Genomic DNA, 15,581 nt, shown 5'->3' on the forward strand with positions numbered 1-15,581 from the left:
GCCCCACGACGAGGACCGCATCGCGGCACGGAACAAATATCGAACATTCCCAACGCGTGGCGCGCTCGGAAGGATTCGAACCTCCGACCCTCGGAATCGAAATCCGATGCTCTATCCAGCTGAGCTACGAGCGCCCTGACCCCAGCATTGGGCCACAACCGAGACGCACCGGACGTTGCTGGCAAGCAGCACTCTGGGTGGCGTTCGGATGGGTTCGAATTAGCAGAGAGGCCGACCAATAAAAAGCCCTCCCCGCCTCGTTTCGAAGCTGGGCGTGGCCGATCTTACCAGGTGTTGCCGAAGAAGCCGAACTGCGGGCGCTGCGCCATCATCATCGGCCGGTCCTGCTGTTGCGGTACCGGATGTGCCCTGGCAACCCTGCGCTTCGGCGGCTGCGCCTGCGGCGCCGGAGCAGGCTGGGCCTGCGCTTGAACCTGCGGCTTGGTGGCGTCCGCCTTCTTCGTCGCAGCGGCATCGGCCTTCGGGGCCGGCGTGAACTGGGCGAACGTCTCGCGCACCCGCGCCTTTGCCGACACCTCGGCGAGAGCTGCCGAGGCGTCATCCGCCGCGGGCGGCTGGGGTGCCACAACAGAAGCAGTCTTCAGTGCGGGCGCGGCAATCGTCGGCTGGCTGGTATCGAGCACCACGCGCTCAGGCAAATGACGATCGGACCTGATCCGGATCAGCGGCTGGTCGTTGGCGGCGGTCGCAACGGCTTGCGCCACGGGTGCCGTGGGCAGCATGAAATCCGCCGCGAACAGCAGTGCGAGCAAAGCTCCACCGACGAAGATGAAATACCGAAAGATAGGCATTGGCCGCGCTCCGCCCCCCGCATCCCCGCGTGGGCCTTTCGCCTTAACAGGCGATACTCTAGTTGGTTCCTGCTCCAGCCATTCGGTTCAAATGGCAACGCCAAGTTTTTGGCCAAGACCTGTACATGGTAACTTTTCCGCTACCGGAGGATGCAGCGCTTCATGCGCGGCGTGCTGCAACCAGCGAACACTTGGCCTGGTCGGCATTCACGTTGACGAAACCGATGGGGACATGCGCATAGGTCTTGCGGCTCTTCATGCTGACGGAATCCGCCAGCACACGGCTTCGATCGGTGAGATGGCTGCCGTCGCGTCGCGTAAACGCGCAGACGATCTCGACATCCTTTACGGCATAGTCATTGTCGTTTCGCAGCGTGAACGTCACCAGCGCCTTCGAGCCGAGGCCGCCGCGGCGCCAGGTCTGCGATGAAATCCTGAGGCGGCCAAGTTCGGCCATTGCAGGCGTTTGAGCCTCGGACACTTGCGAGATCGCTGCTGCCGGATCGTCCGAGGGAGCCGTCTCGATGGCTGCCTGGTCCGACTTCCCCGGCTCGGCACTATTGCCCTTGGAGAGCGGTAGCAGCAACCAGATGCCGCAACCGACAATGATCGCCGCCAGCAGCCAGAGCAGGCCCCGACCAAAGGACACGCTCGCAATCGTCACGGTCCGCGCCAGCCGCTCGCCGATCCCGGCGAAACGTCCCAACCCGATCCGGCCAAGCCTCGCGTTCATGGTTTCATCACCGACGGCGGCCGGAGCACGTCCGGACTCAGGCCACCGTTTACCTTAATCCCGATCTCGACCTAAGGTTCCCTTCAGTTGCGAATCGGCAAGGGCTGTGGCGATCACCGGCCGGGATCGTTAACATCCGCCGCAACATCGAAGATCGCGTTGGGAGAATGAAATGCCAATCGTCGTCACTTGGGATCACGTCCATCTGCGCAGCCCGGATCCGGAGGCGACGGCGGCCTGGCTGCGGGACATCCTCGGTGGCGAGATCGTGCATGCGCCGGGACGACTCGACGTGAACCTTGGCGGCGCGAAAATCTTCATCGCGCCGCTCGAGGGCGACAGCGCGGTTAGCCCGCCGCCTCCGCATCCGCATCAGGGCCTCGACCATTTCGGGCTGACGGTGAAGGACATCGACGCCGTCGCCGCCGAGATCAAGGCCAAGGGCGTCACCTTCACGCGCGAGCCGACCACGATCAGGCCGGGCGTGCGCATCTGCTTCATCCGCGGCCCCGAAGGTATCTCCATCGAGCTGCTCGAGCGCGACAAAAAATATACCTAAAGCGGCGCGAGCGGCACCAGGGATCGGCCCTTCGGCCGGAGTGCCATCCGGAGTGCCTTCGTCTTGGGCGAGATTCATGGCATCGGCCTCGCCTCGTAACGGCCGTCATGACCGCGTCACAGACAACCCGGGACGATCACGGTCGCAGGACTGCCGTCCCGCCAAACTCCCGCGTTGCGCCAGGGGACGTGCTTTGGCATAAAAGCAAGATCGGCTACGCCATTGGGCGATGGCGGCCGGCCTGTGGGACGTTATGAAAAACGGCCTCTATTCAATTCACGTGAGCCTGCTCGATGGGCGAGTCGGCAAGGGCAGCGGCGTGATCCTGTTCCGCGACGGCAAGATTCTTGGCGGCGATGCCTACCTCTATTACACCGGCAGCTACACGGTGAAGGACAGCAGCTTCAAGGGCGAAGTGCTGGTGCAGCGCCACACCTCGCCACGGGGCGACGACAATCCGCTGTTCGGTGGTCCCGCCCCGGTCGGCATTGGCGTCAGTGGAACCTTCACGGACACGCGCGGGGAGATGACCGGCACGGCGCTGGTCGGCAAGGCCAGCCAGATCTTCGGCGCGACGCTGCGCAAGATCGCTGAGGTAGATTGATTATTCCGCCGCCTGTTCGAGCGGCGCCACACGCGGCAGGATCATCTGGATGCGCGTGCCGCCGCCCGGCTCGGAATCGAGATCGAGCCGGCCGCCGAGCCGGTTGGTGACGATGCTGTAGACAATGTGCAGGCCAAGGCCAGTGCCGCCCTGGTCGCGCCGCGTCGTGAAAAACGGATCGAAGGCGCGGCGACGGACGTCGAGCGACATGCCGCAGCCGTTGTCGGAGAAGATGATCTCGACATTGTCCTTGCCGGACTCGCGGACGTGGATGTCGATGGTCCCCGGCCGTCCGTCCGGAAAGGCGTGGGCCACCGAATTGAGAAACAGGTTGGTCAGCACCTGACCGTACGGGCCGGGATAGCTGTTCATGGTCAGATCCGGCTGGCACTCGACGTTGAGCGTCAGATTGTGCTTGCGCAAGCCCGGCCGCAGACTCATCACCACCTGCTCGGTGAGGTCGCCGAGGTCGAAGCTGCGCTGGTCCGAATAGTTGCGGTCGGCCGCAACCTGCTTGAACGACTGAATCAGCTCGGCGGCGCGATTGAGATTGGAGACCAGCTGCGACGACGCATCGCGGCTGGTATTGAGGAAGTCGTTCAGGGTGGAGCGACGCAGCTCGCCGCGCTCGACCTCGGAAGTGAACATCGCGGTCTTGCGCTCCAGCGCGGAGGCGACCGTGAGGCTGATGCCAACGGGATTGTTGACCTCGTGCGCAACGCCGGCGACCAGGCGCCCGAGCGCAGCGAGCTTCTCCGCCTCGATCAGCGAGGCCTGGGTCTCGCGCAGATTGCGTAGCGCCGTCTCGGCGGATTCCTTGGCCTTGCGCATCTCCTGCTCGCCGCGCTTGCGCTCGCCGATGTCGAGCGCAACCGTGACGATCCGCTCGATCTCGCCTTCGGCGTCGAGCAGCGGCAGCTTGTTGACCAGCCATTGCCGCATGTTGCCGGCGGCGTCCTTGTACTCCTCCTCGTAGAAGCCGAGACCTTTTCGAAGCTTGAGCACCCGCTTGTCGCTCTCGTCGGACTTGGCTGCGCCGTAGCGCGACATCAGGTCGGCCGTGGTGCGGCCAAGCGCCTCGCCAGGTTCGATGCCGAAGATGCCGGCCATGTAGCGGTTCATCAGCACGTAGCGCAGATGACGGTCCTTGACGTTGATGACCGCGGGCACGGTGTCGATGACCTGCTGGAGCAGGCGCCGGCCTTCGGCGATGGCCTCTTCGGCCCGCTTCTGATCGGTGATGTCGCGCAGCGTGCCCTCGTAGCGGACGATGTTGCCCTGCTCGTCCCGCACGCCCGTGGCACTGTCGGAGAGCCACAGGATGTCGCCGCTGCGCTGGCGCACCTGATACTCGAACTCGCGCACCATGCCGTCGCGCGCCATCAGCCGCTGATATTCGGCGCGGGCCTCGGGATGGACGTAGATCGTGTGCGCGATGTCGTTGATGCTGTCGATGAGGTGCTGCGGGCTGTCATAACCCATCATCCGCGCCAGAGCCGGATTGGCGTTGAGGAGGTCGCCGGCCGGCGTCGTCACGTAGATGCCGTCGACCGATCCTTCGAACAGTTTCCGGTAGCTCTCTTCGGCCAGGCGCTGCTCGGTGAGCGCCCGCACCGCCGCCTCGCGCGCCGTGTCGGCCTCCTCGAGCGCGCGGCGGAACACTTCGGCCGCCCGCGCGATGTCGCCGATCTCGTTGCCGAGGTCGGCGGACGGGATCGAGGCGTCCTTCTGACCCGCGGCCAGCGCGCGAATGGAGCGCGCGATCTGGGCGAGCGGACGGACCGTCCTGCGCACCACGAACAGGGCCGCGCCGATGCCGATCAGCACGCCGACCGTGCCGAGCACGATGCTCTGCCACCGTGCCTCGGTCAGTGTGCGGGCGAAATCGCGCGACAGCACGTGGCCGCGGCGCGAACTGACCTCGCGCAGCAATTCGGTGACACGGCCGATCAGCCGGCCCTCGGTGCCCAGCACCTCGCGGTCGATGTCGGCGATCTGCCGCTCGCGAACGGCGACCGCCATGATGGCCTCGGCGTAATCGTTGACGTCCGCCCTCAGCTTGGCATCGGCGATGTCCATCGCACGCAATCCCTCCGCCGCCTGTTCGGCCGCGGACGGGTTGCGCGCAAGCAGGCCGAGCGCGATTCGGCTCTGCGCCTCGGACAGGCGGGAAGCCAGCTCGCGGTCCGCCGTGCCGGCGACAGCCGCGTCGAACCGCTCCCGCAGCGGCGGCAGGCCGGCGAGCAGCTGGGCGCGGCGATCGATCAGGGTCGATATCCGCTCCAGGCCGGTGCGGTAGGTCGAAAGCCGCTCGGTGACCCCGTCGAGCATGTCCTGCTGCTCGGGCGCGAGTTCGATGCGGGTCTTCTTGAGGATGTCGCTCAGCGTCGAGGCCGCCTCCCCGACCTGCTGGAACTGGATGCCGGCACCGGGATCGGTGACGAAGTCGCGCGCGGCAAGGCGCAGCTCGTTCATGCGGCGGTCGATGTCTTCGGCGAGGTCACCGACGCTCTGCAACCGCTGCAGCTCGGCGAAGGTCGTGTCGATATGGCGGATCGCGATCACGCTCGCGGTCGAGGTGACGATGATCACCGCCAGCACGAGCAGGAAGCTGCCGAAGGTGAGCTGGCCGATGGAGAGCGAGAATGTTCGCTTTTTCTCAGGGGTCGGCGTCGATTCGGCGGACATTGGTGTTTTGGGGGACCGGGCTACGGGAGGCCCAATATACGACGTATTGCACCCCCGGGGGAACATGCCTCGAACCGCCCGACATCGTTAATTGTCGGTGGCCTGCCGCCATCCGGTTGTCTACCCCATGCATCCGCCCATTCGATGGACGGAAACCAGCGCGTCCGCGGCCGCCATACTTCGTCAAATATCGAAGTATCCTAGCCGAGCGCCCCGACCTCGAACACTTCGCCGTCATAGCCGGCCTCGCGGGGAATGCGGAGCTGGCGGCCGGTTTCGGTCTTGGTCATCACCGGCATTACCGTGACGATGGAAAGGCTGCGGGCATGCTCCAGCGCCGCGTTCAGGCTGTTCTGCTTGGCGAGCCGGATTAGATTGCGCGTAGTCGGGAACGGCAGCTTGAAGCGGCCACTCTCGCCGCCCTCCACCGCCTCGCGCGGCGAGATCCAGATCGAATCGGTGGACTCGCGGCCATCATGCGCGCCGAGCTGATCGGGTGGCGCGGCGGCGAGGAAGAACCAGGTGTCGAAGCGCTTCGGCATGCCCTCCGGCGTGATCCAGTGCGCGTAAGGGAGCAGCGTGTCGAGCGCGAGCTGGAGGCCGTTGTCATCGAGAATTTTCAGGAAACTGATCTTGTGCTCGTTGAGGGCGACGCGATGCCGGTCCGCGATCTCGCCGGCACGGTTGGCGTCGACCGGCAGGCCGGTCTCCTTCGACCGCGCCAGCAGGATGCCGCTCTCCTCGAAAGTCTCGCGGATCGCGGCGATCCGAAAGCCGCGATCCAATTCGCTCAAGGCCTCGCCGCCCGAATAGAGGTCGGTGCGGGCGACGAGCTCCTTGTCGCCGGCATCGACACTGCCGCCGGGAAACACCAGCGCGCCCGAGTTGAACTCGATCTGATGATGGCGGACCATCATGAAGACTTCCATTTCCTGTGCACCGTCGCGGAGCAGGAGGATGGTCGAGGCCGGGCGTGATGCTGATGTCTCGGCCATTCAACTAACCTGCGGCGCTGGATTGCGGGCCGAGATTGGCGCGCTTATCGAAACGGGCGACGCGCGACAAGAGATAGTCGACCTCGGCTCTCGCCGCCGCGGTCATCGTCGCGCCGGGCTTGCGCTGCGCGCTGGAGGCGATGATGCCGCGTTTCTGCAGCACGTATTTGCGCACGGTCAGGCCGACGCCGGGCTGCTGCTCGTAGCGGATCAGCGGCAAATGCGCGTCGAAGATGTCATGCGCAGCGTCGCGCTTGCCGGCCTTGGAGAGGTTCACGACGTCGATCAGAAGCTCCGGGAAGGCATAGCCGGTCATGGCGCCGTCGGCACCACGCTCCATCTCGAAGTCCAGGAACGTGCCGCCATTGCCGCACAGGATCGAGAGCGGACGGAGCGAGCCGTCCTTCTGGAAGCCGCGCAGCGTCGAGATCTTTTCCAGGCCCGGCCAATCCTCGTGCTTGAGCATCACGCAGTTCGGATTGTCCATGACGATCTTGCGGATCACGGCGGGCGTGAAGATCACCGAGAGCGTCAGCGGATAGTCCTGCAGCACCCAGGGAATGTCGGGCCCGATGGCCTCGGCCGCCTGCTTGAAATAACCAATGATCTGGTCGTCGGTGCGAAGCGAGGGCGGCGGCGCGATCATGACGCCGGCGGCGCCTGCGTCCATCGAGGCCTTGGCCAGCGAGCGCATGGTGGCGAAGCCCGGTGCGGAGACGCCGACGATCACCTGCATCTTCTTGGCGCGCTTGACGTAGCGCACCGCGACCTGCTCGGCTTCGGTGGCATCGAGCTTCGGCGCCTCGCCGAGGATGCCCAGCACCGTGACGCCGTCGCAGCCGACCTCCTCATAAAAATCGGTCAGGCGGTCGATCGAGCGCTCGTCGATCCGGCCGTCGTCGTGGAACGGCGTCGGCGCGATTGCGAAGGTGCCCTTGGCGTCGGCGGTGAGTTTCATAAGTGCAACATCCCTTGTTCGTCATTCCGGGGCGATGCGCAGCATCGAACCCGGAATCTCTAGGTTCCGGGTTCACGCTTCGCGTGCCCCGGAACGACAAATCGAGCTAAAACCGCCGCGCCCTCATCTTGATCTGCTCCTCGGAGAAGAAGATCTCCTTGGCGTGATCGACAATGTCCTGGGCCGTCCAGCCCGAATGCGGCGGTTTCCAGCCTTCCATCTCCATCATCCGCATCTCGCGCACACCGCGGGGCCCGGACACGCCCAGCACCTTGCCGGTCTGGTCGCCCGACAAATCGCTGACCATGTATAGCACGGCCGGCGCGATGCCGTCCGGCCCGAGCGCCGCACCGGGGTTCTCCTTATAGCGCGGCAGGTCTGCGGTCATGCGGGTCAGGGCGCCCGGCGCCAGGGTCCAGATCCGGATGTTGTACTTGCGGCCCTCGATCGCCAGCACGTTGGACAGGCCCCAGATGCCCCCCTTGGCAGCTCCATAGTTGGTCTGGCCGAAATTGCCGATCAGGCCTGATGTCGAGGAGGTGTTGACGATGACGCCGCCGCCATTTTCCCGCATCCAGCGAAACACCGGCAGGGTGCAACAAAAGGTGCCTTTCAGATGCACCTTGATCACCTTGTCCCAGTCGGCCTCGGAGGCTTTGGCGAAGGTCTGGTCGCGGAGGATGCCGGCATTGTTGACGAGGATGTCGGCGCGGCCGAAATGCTTGATGGCGTCGTCGAACACCGACTGGCCGCCTTCCATGGTGGAGATGTCGGCGCCATTGGCGACCGCCTTGCCCCCCTCCGCCGTGATCGCGTCCACCACCTGCTGCGCCATGGACTTGTCGGCGCCGGAGCCGTCACGGGGCCCGCCGAGGTCGTTGACGACGACGGAGGCCCCTTCCCGCGCGAACAGCTTTGCGTAGGCCTCACCGAGCCCCCCGCCCGCACCGGTGATCAGCGCAACCTTGCCGTCGAGTAGTCCCATGGTGGCGTCTCCCTGTTTTTGCTTTCGTGTCCCGGACGCGATGCAGCGTGAAACGCTGCCTCGCAGAGCCGGGACCCAGCTCTGGTCGGGCACTCTGGGCCCCGGCTCTGCAGCGCATCGCTGAAGGAGCGCTGCGCTGCGTCCGGGGCACGAGAGGGTGCTAACCCAACACCGTCTTGCCGTTCTTGATCACGGTGACGCCGCGCGATTTCACCTTGGCCTCGAACGAGATCACGTTGCCGTCCTTCCACAGGTCCATGGTCACGGTCTCGCCGGGATAGACCGGTGACGAGAACCTTGCGACGTGCTGGCGGAAGGCGGAGGCATCGTAGTCGGCATAGGTCTGGAGCACGCCGCGGCAGGTGATGCCGTAGGTGCACATGCCGTGCAGGATCGGCCTCGGGAAGCCGGCCTTCTTCGCAAACTCCGGATCGGAATGCAGCGGGTTGCGGTCGCCGCAGAGGCGATAGACCAGCGCCTGGTCGGGGCGCGTCGTGATGTCGATGGTCTTATCGGGCGCGCGCGCGGGGATCTTGTGCGCGTCGGGCTGGGTCAGGCTCGGTCCGCCGAAGCCGCCGTCGCCGCGCGCGAAGCGCGAGGCGACCAGCGTTGCCAGCTTCTCGCCCTTCTCGTTCTTCAGCACGGTCTGATGAACGATGACGGCGCCCTTGTCCTTGCCCTTGTCGTAGACCTCGAGCACGGAGGAATCGGCCGTGATGTGCGCGGCCACCGGCAGCGGCTGGTGAAAGGTGATGTCGCGCTCGCCATCGACCACCATGACGCGGTTGAGGTTCATCTCGCCCGGTCCCGAGCCCCAGGCGGCGACGGAGGCGAAGGTCGGCACCACCTTCAGCGGCCGCGGCGTGAACGTGCCCTCGTTGACGAAGGCGAGCTCCTTCTCGTCCATGGGATCGGCGCCGAGGCCGATGCCGTAGGCGTAGAGCATGACCTCGCGATCGGTGTAGGCATATTTCTGGCCGATGTTCTTCAGGCCTTTGAGCTCTTCGTATCTGGCGGACATTTTTGTTTGTTTCCTCTGGTTCTCATCCTCATGGTGAGGAGGCGCTTTTGCGCCGTCTCGAACCATGAGGATGCCCGAAACGTTTCTTTGTCGTGGCCATCCTTCGAGACGCTTGCTTCGCAAGCTCCTCAGGATGAGGACCTTGCCTAGGCCGGCGTGAAGAACGGCAGCGGGGCGCCGTCGGTCGGCTTGAACACCACCTTCACCTTCTGGCCGATCTTCAGTTTCTCCAGATCGCAGTCGACGAAATTGGTCTGCACCGACGGCCCTTCCTTCAGCGTGACGTAGCCGATGGCGTAGGGGCCGGTCGGCGACTTCCGCATCAGGCTGTACGTGTAGATCGTTCCCTCGCCCGAGGCCTCCTCCCAGACCGTCTTGTCGGAGTAGCAGAACGGACAGATCGAGCGCGGGAAGTAATGCGCTTCGCCGCAGGCCGTGCAGCGCTTGATCATGAACTTGCCCTCTTTCGCCGCATCCCAGAACGCGGCGGTCTCGGGGTTCGTGACCGGTGCCGGATATTTCTTTGCTTCGCTCATCACACGCGCTCCAGAATGGCCGTCGAGGCAGCGTGGCGGACGCCAAGGAGGCCGCCGGTGCCGTGGGCGATGGCGAGATCGCAATTCTTGACCTGCACCTTCGGATGCGCCTCGCCGCGCAATTGCCTGACCGCCTCGATGATCTTGGTCATGCCGCCGCGGTTGACGGGATGGTTGCTGCAGAGGCCGCCGCCATCGGTGTTGAACGGCAGCTTGCCGACGCCCGAGATCAGATTGCCGTCGGCAACGAACTTGCCGCCCTCACCCTTCTTGCAGAAGCCGAGGTCTTCCAGCTGCATCAACACGGTGATGGTGAAGCTGTCATAGATCGAGGCGTATTTGATGTCCTTCGGCGTGATGCCGGCTTCCTCGAACGCACGCGGGCCGGACCAGATTCCGGCGGAGTAAGTGAGATCGAGATCCTTGCCACCGCGCGGGCCCTTCATCGCCTCGCCATGGCCGATCAGGCGCACAAGCGGCTTCTTCAGGTTCTTGGCGATCTCCGGCGTCGTCACGATCAGCGCGCCGCCGCCGTCGGAGACGACGCAGCAATCCATGCGATGCAGGGGATCGGAGATCATCGGCGAATTCAGCACGTCCTCGACGGTGACGACGTCCTTGAGCATCGCATGCGGATTGTACTGCGCGTGATGCGACGCTGCGACCTTGATCCAGGCGAGTTGCTCGGAGGTGGTGCCGTAGTCGTGCATATGGCGCATGGCACACATGCCATAGGCATTGTGCGTGGTCGCCCCGTAGGCGGATTCGAAATCCGCCTCGGCACCGGCCGCGCGCGGCGGCATCACGCCGGTGCGCGGCTTGCCCGCGAGCGTAATCAGGGCGATCGAGCACTTGCCCGCGGCGATCGCTTCAGCGGCGTGGCCGAGATGGATGATGTAGGAACAGCCGCCGGTCTCGGTGGAATCGACGTGGCGGAGCTTCTTGGTGTTCAGTCCGAGATAATCGACCATCGGCCAGGCACCGCCGGGCGCATCGCCCGCGCAGAAATAGCCGTCGACATCGTCCTTGCTGATCCCGGCGTCCTCGATCGCACCCTTGGCGACCTCGGCGTGGAGCTGGGCGGTGGATTTGTCCGGCGCATGCCGGGTCGGGTGTTCGTAGATCCCGGCAATGTAGGCCTTGCCCTTGATGGTCAAAACAGAGGTCTCCGCTCGCGTTTCTTATGGCTCCGTTTTTCTGAACCGCGAGGGCCTGATTGGCAAGCGCGGAAATATTCCGCCGCGCGAGAGGGCAGCGGATTGGCGCAAGTGGGGATGCTCTCGTAGGATGGGTAGAGCGAAGTGAAACCCATCAACTCGCGTTCGCATGCTGAAATGTGATGGGTTTCGCAAGTGCTCTACCCATCCTACGGCCTCCAACGCGCAGACACAGCTTCGCATCCTCGCGGCAATTCCTGCCCGAGCTTTGCGTCCGTCTTGCCTCCCTCAGGAACAGGGGGCGCAGGGAAGACCGGGTGCCGGCTGGGCACCCACGGTCCGCTGTGCGCGAATTGCGCGAAGAACAGTTGCACAGCGGCATACAGGTGCGGCCAAACATCCGGCCTTCCCTGCGCAGTGGCTTTACGGCTTATGCCGCGCTCTCCTCGGGGAGCGATGCACTATTGCCCCCGTCGCCTTGCGATAAATCGCAAGACTTGACGCACAGACCCCGGGCGTCAGGACCACACGATTTTGCCGTACGCGAGACCGCGCCCGTCGTGCACGAGACAATCGCCCGCGCGACGCAGCCCGCGTCCACCGCCGCTCACCCCGCGTTCCGTGACGATCGCGATACGCCCCTCTGAGTGGGATGAGGTGGCGGAGGGATGCGACAATTCCGAATTTCGGTAAAGTGGAATATTTTTGCGCGCGCGGATTGACCCACCACGTCGGTGTTTTGCCCGACGGATAACACAAGGGGTGGTGCGCAGGGTTGATGTCGTAGGGTGGGCAAAGCGGAAGCGTGCCCACGTCTTCTGGTGCCATCCTGGTGAGATGGTGGGCACGGCGCTTTGCGCCTTTGCCCGCCCTACGGGACCGCCTACTCCGCGGCGATCTGCCGTGGCGCGGGCGGCGGGTTCGCGAGGTCCGCGGCGAGCTGGGCGTAGCGGGCCTTGGCGTCGTACACCGCCTTCTCCTTCACCGGGCCGTAGCCGCGGATGCGGTCAGGGAGCGACAGCAATTCCACCGCGGTGTCGATCGTCACCGGCGACAAGAGGCTGAGCACGGTCGCGACGTCCTTCTCGTAGCCGGCGATCAGGTCGCGCTCGAGCTTGCGGTCGGCGCTGCGGCCGAAGATGTCGAGCGGGGTACCGCGCAGGAATTTGAACTTGGCCAGCACGCGGAAGACGTTCAGCATCCATGGGCCGAAGGCGCGCTTCTTCGGCCGGCCCAGCGCATCAACGCCTCGGCTGAGGATCGGCGGTGCCAGGTTGAAGTTGAACTTGAAGTCGCCCTCGAACTGATCGCGGAGCTGCTGCTCGAAGGCGCCGTCGGTATAGAGGCGCGCGACTTCGTACTCGTCCTTGTAAGCAAGCAGCTTGGCATAGTTCACGGCGACCGCGCGCGGCAGCGCCTCGCCATAGCCGCCCTTCACCGCGGCGTCACGAACTTGGTCGACCAGCTTGCGATAACGCTTGGCGAGGCGGTTGTTCTGGTAGAGGGTCAAATGCTTGGCGCGATGCTCGATGACCTCATCCAGCGTCATGGCATCCAGCGCCTTCGGCGCGACCACCTCATCCGTCCCCTTCAGCATGTCGGCGAGACGCTTGGGATCGGCGACGGCAAGGCGGCCGAGGCGGAAGGCTTCCTTGTTCATCTTGATCGAGACGCCGTTGACCTCGATCGCCTGCTCGATTGCTTCCGCCGACAGCGGGAACAAGCCCTTCTGATAGGCATAGCCCATCATCATCATGTTGGTGGCGATGCTGTCGCCCAGCAGTTGCTCGGCCGGCTTGGTGAAGTCGAAGAACACGGAGTCCTTGTGCAGCGCCGTCTCCAGGAGCCCGTTCAGCTTGCGGGTCTGGAAGTTGAAGTCCCGGTTGAGCACGAAGTCGGCGGTCGGAATGACGTGGCTGTTGATGATGCCGCGGGTGCGGCTGCTATCGCAAAGCGTGATCGTATCCTTGGCGACTGCGACGACCTCATCGGCGGCGAGCACGAGATCGGCCGTGCCGGTGACGATGCGCGAGCAGGTCACTTCCGCCGGATGATCGGACAGGCGGACATGGCTGAGCACCGCTCCCCCCTTTTGCGCCAGGCCCGACATGTCGAGGATCATCGAGGCCTTGCCCTCGATGTGTGCGGCCATGCCGAGCAGCGCGCCGATGGTGAGAACGCCAGTACCGCCGACGCCGCCGACGGCGATGTTATAGGGCTTGTCGAGGGTCGGGCGCGACGCAGGCTCCGGCAGCTCGCCGATGTCGGAGAGATTGGCCGGCGCACGGTGGCGCGGCTTGCCGCCGTCCACGGTGACGAAGGATGGGCAGAAGCCCTTCAGGCAGGAATAATCCTTGTTGCAGGACGACTGGTTGATGGCGCGCTTGCGGCCGAACTCGGTCTCCAGCGGCTCGACCGAGATGCAGTTCGACTGCACCGAGCAGTCGCCGCAGCCTTCGCAGACCGCCGGGTTGATCATGACGCGGCGCGCCGGATCCTCCATCAGGCCGCGCTTGCGGCGGCGGCGCTTCTCGGCGGCGCAGGTCTGCACGAACACGATCGCCGAGGTGCCCTTGAACTCGCGGCACATCTTCATGACGTTCTGCAGTTCGTCGCGGTGATAGAGCTTCACGCCGGGCGCGATGGTCTCGGCCGGATAGGCGTCGGGCGCTTCGGAGACCAGATAGATCTCGCGGATGCCTTCGGCGTGGAGCTGATGGGTGATCTGCTGCGGCGAGAGATCGCCGTCATGACGCTGGCCGCCGGTCATGGCAACGGCGTCGTTGTAGAGGATCTTGTAGGTGATGTTGGCCTTGGACGCCACCGCCTGGCGGATGGCGAGAATGCCGGAATGGAAATAGGTGCCGTCGCCGAGATTGGCGAAGATATGGTTCTCGTTGGTGAAGGGCGCGATGCCGACCCAGGGCACGCCCTCGCCGCCCATATGCGTGAACGTCTCGGTCGAGCGATCCATCCACAGCGCCATGAAATGGCAGCCGATGCCGGCGAGCGCGCGGCTGCCCTCGGGGACCTTCGTGGAGGTGTTGTGGGGACAGCCGGAGCAGAAATAAGGGGTGCGGGAGACAGGTGCGACCGCCTGCATCTGGGTCGCCTGGCGGCCGTTGAACCAGTCGGCCTTGACGCGGAGCATCTCCGCGATCTCGGGGTTGAGATTGAGTCGAAGCAGCCGTTCGGTGAGTGAGGTCGCGAGCGAGGCGACGCTGAGCTCGGCGGCGAAGGTCAGGAAGCGCTTGTCGTGCTCGTCCATCTTGCCGACGATGCGCGGGCGGACGTCGTCGCGCCAGTTGAACAGCACCTGCTTGACCTGGTTCTCGACGATCTCGCGGCGCTCCTCGACGATGAAGATCTCCTCCAGGCCGACGGCGAATTCATGCACGCCTTCCGGCTCCAGCGGCCAGGGCATGCCGATCTTGTAGAGGCGAAGGCCGATCTTGGCGGCGACCTCCTCGGTGATGCCGAGTTCGCGCAGTGCTTGCCGCACGTCCTCATAGCTCTTGCCGGACGCCATGATGCCGAAGCGGGCGTTCGGCGAATCCATGGTGACGCGATTGACCTTGTTGGCGCGCGCAAAGGCAATGGCGGCAAAGCCCTTGTAGTCCTGCAGGCGACGATCCTGCTCGAAGCGGTCGTCGGGCCAGCGCAAATTGAGGCCGCCGGGCGGCAGCTCGAAATCGGCGGGAATGATGAAGGGCTTCATCTCGTCGGTGAGATCGATCTCGGCGGTGGTCTCCACCGTCTCCGTGATCACCTTCATGCCGACCCAGCAGCCGGAATAGCGCGACATCGCGATGCCGAGCAGGCCCATCTCGATCATCTCGTGGATGCTGGATGGATAGAGATAAGGCATCAGCGCCGACATGAAGGCGTGGTCGGACTGATGCGGAACGGTGGAGGATTTCGCGCCGTGGTCGTCGCCGGCAAGGCAGAGCACGCCGCCGTTCTTGGCCGAGCCCGCGGCATTGCCGTGACGGAACACGTCGCCGCAGCGGTCGACGCCGGGGCCCTTGCCGTACCAGATGCCGACGACGCCATCATATTTGGCACCGGGCGAGAGGTTGAGCTGCTGCGAGCCCCAGACCGCGGTCGCGGCCAGATCCTCGTTCACGCCGGGCTGGAACTTGATGTTGTACTGCTCGAGGTGCTTACGGGCGGCGAAGAGCTGCTGGTCGTAGCCGCCGAGCGGCGAACCGCGATAGCCGGAGATGAAGCCCGCGGTGTTGAGGCCGTTGGCGCGGTCACGCCGGATCTGGGCCATGGGTAGACGGACCAGAGCCTGGATGCCCGTGGTGAAGACGTGTCCGGTTTCCTGGGTGTATTTCTGATCGAGACTGATCGGACCCTGGTTGATGCCCATGCTGTCCTCTTTCCAACGCCCTGTTCAGGTCTTGCCTTAAGCCGTTGCCTGCCCGTTGTTTTTAGCTAGGGCGCGCCGACCACCTGCGCCACTCTATGTCGGATATTTAACGCTCCGCATCACAATTCTGGACCAAAGGGAGCGCCGGGTAAAAATCG

At 64.7% G+C, this 15,581-nt stretch carries 12 protein-coding genes and 1 tRNA gene; 2 read left to right on the top strand and 11 right to left on the bottom strand.

Annotation, left to right across the window (positions count from 1 at the left end):
- Window positions 1-57: 57 nt before the first annotated feature.
- The 3 genes from LPJ38_RS28220 to LPJ38_RS28230 all read right to left on the bottom strand — a co-directional run bounded on the left by LPJ38_RS28220 (window position 58) and on the right by LPJ38_RS28230 (window position 1,545).
- Window positions 58-134, bottom strand: a tRNA-Arg gene (locus tag LPJ38_RS28220).
- A gap of 150 nt (window positions 135-284) precedes the next feature.
- Entirely contained in the window at window positions 285-812 is a 528-nt protein-coding gene (locus LPJ38_RS28225; protein WP_145629850.1) for a hypothetical protein, read from the bottom strand.
- 160 nt (window positions 813-972) lie between these two features.
- A complete protein-coding gene (locus tag LPJ38_RS28230) occupies window positions 973-1,545 on the bottom strand; it encodes a hypothetical protein (RefSeq protein WP_145629849.1) in 573 nt (190 codons plus the stop codon).
- A 172-nt stretch (window positions 1,546-1,717) separates the two neighbouring features.
- Here LPJ38_RS28230 and LPJ38_RS28235 point away from each other — a divergent pair, with 172 nt between their 5' ends.
- Window positions 1,718-2,104, top strand: a complete 387-nt coding sequence (locus LPJ38_RS28235) for a VOC family protein (RefSeq protein WP_145629848.1) — start codon at window positions 1,718-1,720, stop codon at window positions 2,102-2,104.
- A 253-nt stretch (window positions 2,105-2,357) separates the two neighbouring features.
- On the top strand, window positions 2,358-2,708 hold the full coding sequence (locus LPJ38_RS28240; protein ID WP_167520316.1) for a GrlR family regulatory protein: 351 nt from the start codon (window positions 2,358-2,360) through the stop codon (window positions 2,706-2,708).
- Here the strand turns inward: LPJ38_RS28240 and LPJ38_RS28245 are convergent, their stop codons facing one another.
- The 8 genes from LPJ38_RS28245 to LPJ38_RS28280 form a co-directional block, all read right to left on the bottom strand.
- Window positions 2,709-5,396: a PAS domain S-box protein gene (locus LPJ38_RS28245; RefSeq protein ID WP_145629846.1), complete on the bottom strand. Its 2,688-nt coding sequence runs from the start codon at window positions 5,394-5,396 to the stop codon at window positions 2,709-2,711. It abuts the gene before it with no gap.
- 200 nt (window positions 5,397-5,596) lie between these two features.
- Window positions 5,597-6,391 carry an NUDIX hydrolase gene (locus tag LPJ38_RS28250; RefSeq protein ID WP_145629845.1) on the bottom strand — a complete coding sequence of 265 codons (795 nt, stop codon included), beginning with the start codon at window positions 6,389-6,391 and terminating at the stop codon, window positions 5,597-5,599.
- A gap of 4 nt (window positions 6,392-6,395) precedes the next feature.
- Window positions 6,396-7,349, bottom strand: coding sequence for a dihydrodipicolinate synthase family protein (locus tag LPJ38_RS28255; protein ID WP_145629844.1), 954 nt, complete (start codon window positions 7,347-7,349; stop codon window positions 6,396-6,398).
- 106 nt (window positions 7,350-7,455) lie between these two features.
- Window positions 7,456-8,334 (bottom strand): SDR family oxidoreductase, encoded by an 879-nt coding sequence (locus LPJ38_RS28260; protein ID WP_145629843.1) that lies wholly within the window; start codon window positions 8,332-8,334, stop codon window positions 7,456-7,458.
- 160 nt (window positions 8,335-8,494) lie between these two features.
- A complete protein-coding gene (locus tag LPJ38_RS28265; RefSeq protein ID WP_145629842.1) occupies window positions 8,495-9,355 on the bottom strand; it encodes a MaoC/PaaZ C-terminal domain-containing protein in 861 nt (286 codons plus the stop codon).
- Between the two features lie 146 nt (window positions 9,356-9,501).
- Complete coding sequence (locus LPJ38_RS28270; RefSeq protein WP_145629841.1) at window positions 9,502-9,891, bottom strand: Zn-ribbon domain-containing OB-fold protein; 390 nt, start codon at window positions 9,889-9,891, stop codon at window positions 9,502-9,504.
- Window positions 9,891-11,048 (bottom strand): thiolase domain-containing protein, encoded by a 1,158-nt coding sequence (locus LPJ38_RS28275; protein WP_145629840.1) that lies wholly within the window; start codon window positions 11,046-11,048, stop codon window positions 9,891-9,893. Before LPJ38_RS28275 ends, LPJ38_RS28270 begins: the two co-directional genes overlap by 1 nt.
- 883 nt (window positions 11,049-11,931) lie before the next feature.
- The gene (locus LPJ38_RS28280) at window positions 11,932-15,423 is read right to left on the bottom strand and encodes an indolepyruvate ferredoxin oxidoreductase family protein (protein ID WP_145629839.1); all 3,492 of its coding nucleotides are present in this window, start codon (window positions 15,421-15,423) and stop codon (window positions 11,932-11,934) included.
- Window positions 15,424-15,581 lie beyond the last annotated feature (158 nt).

This window comes from Bradyrhizobium daqingense, assembly GCF_021044685.1.
Lineage (GTDB): Bacteria > Pseudomonadota > Alphaproteobacteria > Rhizobiales > Xanthobacteraceae > Bradyrhizobium > Bradyrhizobium daqingense.

What these genes read in the sequence shown, in the direction of transcription:
- LPJ38_RS28225 (WP_145629850.1), bottom strand. Translation starts at nt 812, where the DNA reads ATGCCTATCTTTCGGTATTTCATCTTCGTCGGTGGAGCTTTGCTCGCA.
- LPJ38_RS28230 (WP_145629849.1), bottom strand. Translation starts at nt 1,545, where the DNA reads ATGAACGCGAGGCTTGGCCGGATCGGGTTGGGACGTTTCGCCGGGATC.
- LPJ38_RS28235 (WP_145629848.1), top strand. Translation starts at nt 1,718, where the DNA reads ATGCCAATCGTCGTCACTTGGGATCACGTCCATCTGCGCAGCCCGGAT.
- LPJ38_RS28240 (WP_167520316.1), top strand. Translation starts at nt 2,358, where the DNA reads ATGAAAAACGGCCTCTATTCAATTCACGTGAGCCTGCTCGATGGGCGA.
- LPJ38_RS28245 (WP_145629846.1), bottom strand. Translation starts at nt 5,396, where the DNA reads ATGTCCGCCGAATCGACGCCGACCCCTGAGAAAAAGCGAACATTCTCG.
- LPJ38_RS28250 (WP_145629845.1), bottom strand. Translation starts at nt 6,391, where the DNA reads ATGGCCGAGACATCAGCATCACGCCCGGCCTCGACCATCCTCCTGCTC.
- LPJ38_RS28255 (WP_145629844.1), bottom strand. Translation starts at nt 7,349, where the DNA reads ATGAAACTCACCGCCGACGCCAAGGGCACCTTCGCAATCGCGCCGACG.
- LPJ38_RS28260 (WP_145629843.1), bottom strand. Translation starts at nt 8,334, where the DNA reads ATGGGACTACTCGACGGCAAGGTTGCGCTGATCACCGGTGCGGGCGGG.
- LPJ38_RS28265 (WP_145629842.1), bottom strand. Translation starts at nt 9,355, where the DNA reads ATGTCCGCCAGATACGAAGAGCTCAAAGGCCTGAAGAACATCGGCCAG.
- LPJ38_RS28270 (WP_145629841.1), bottom strand. Translation starts at nt 9,891, where the DNA reads ATGAGCGAAGCAAAGAAATATCCGGCACCGGTCACGAACCCCGAGACC.
- LPJ38_RS28280 (WP_145629839.1), bottom strand. Translation starts at nt 15,423, where the DNA reads ATGGGCATCAACCAGGGTCCGATCAGTCTCGATCAGAAATACACCCAG.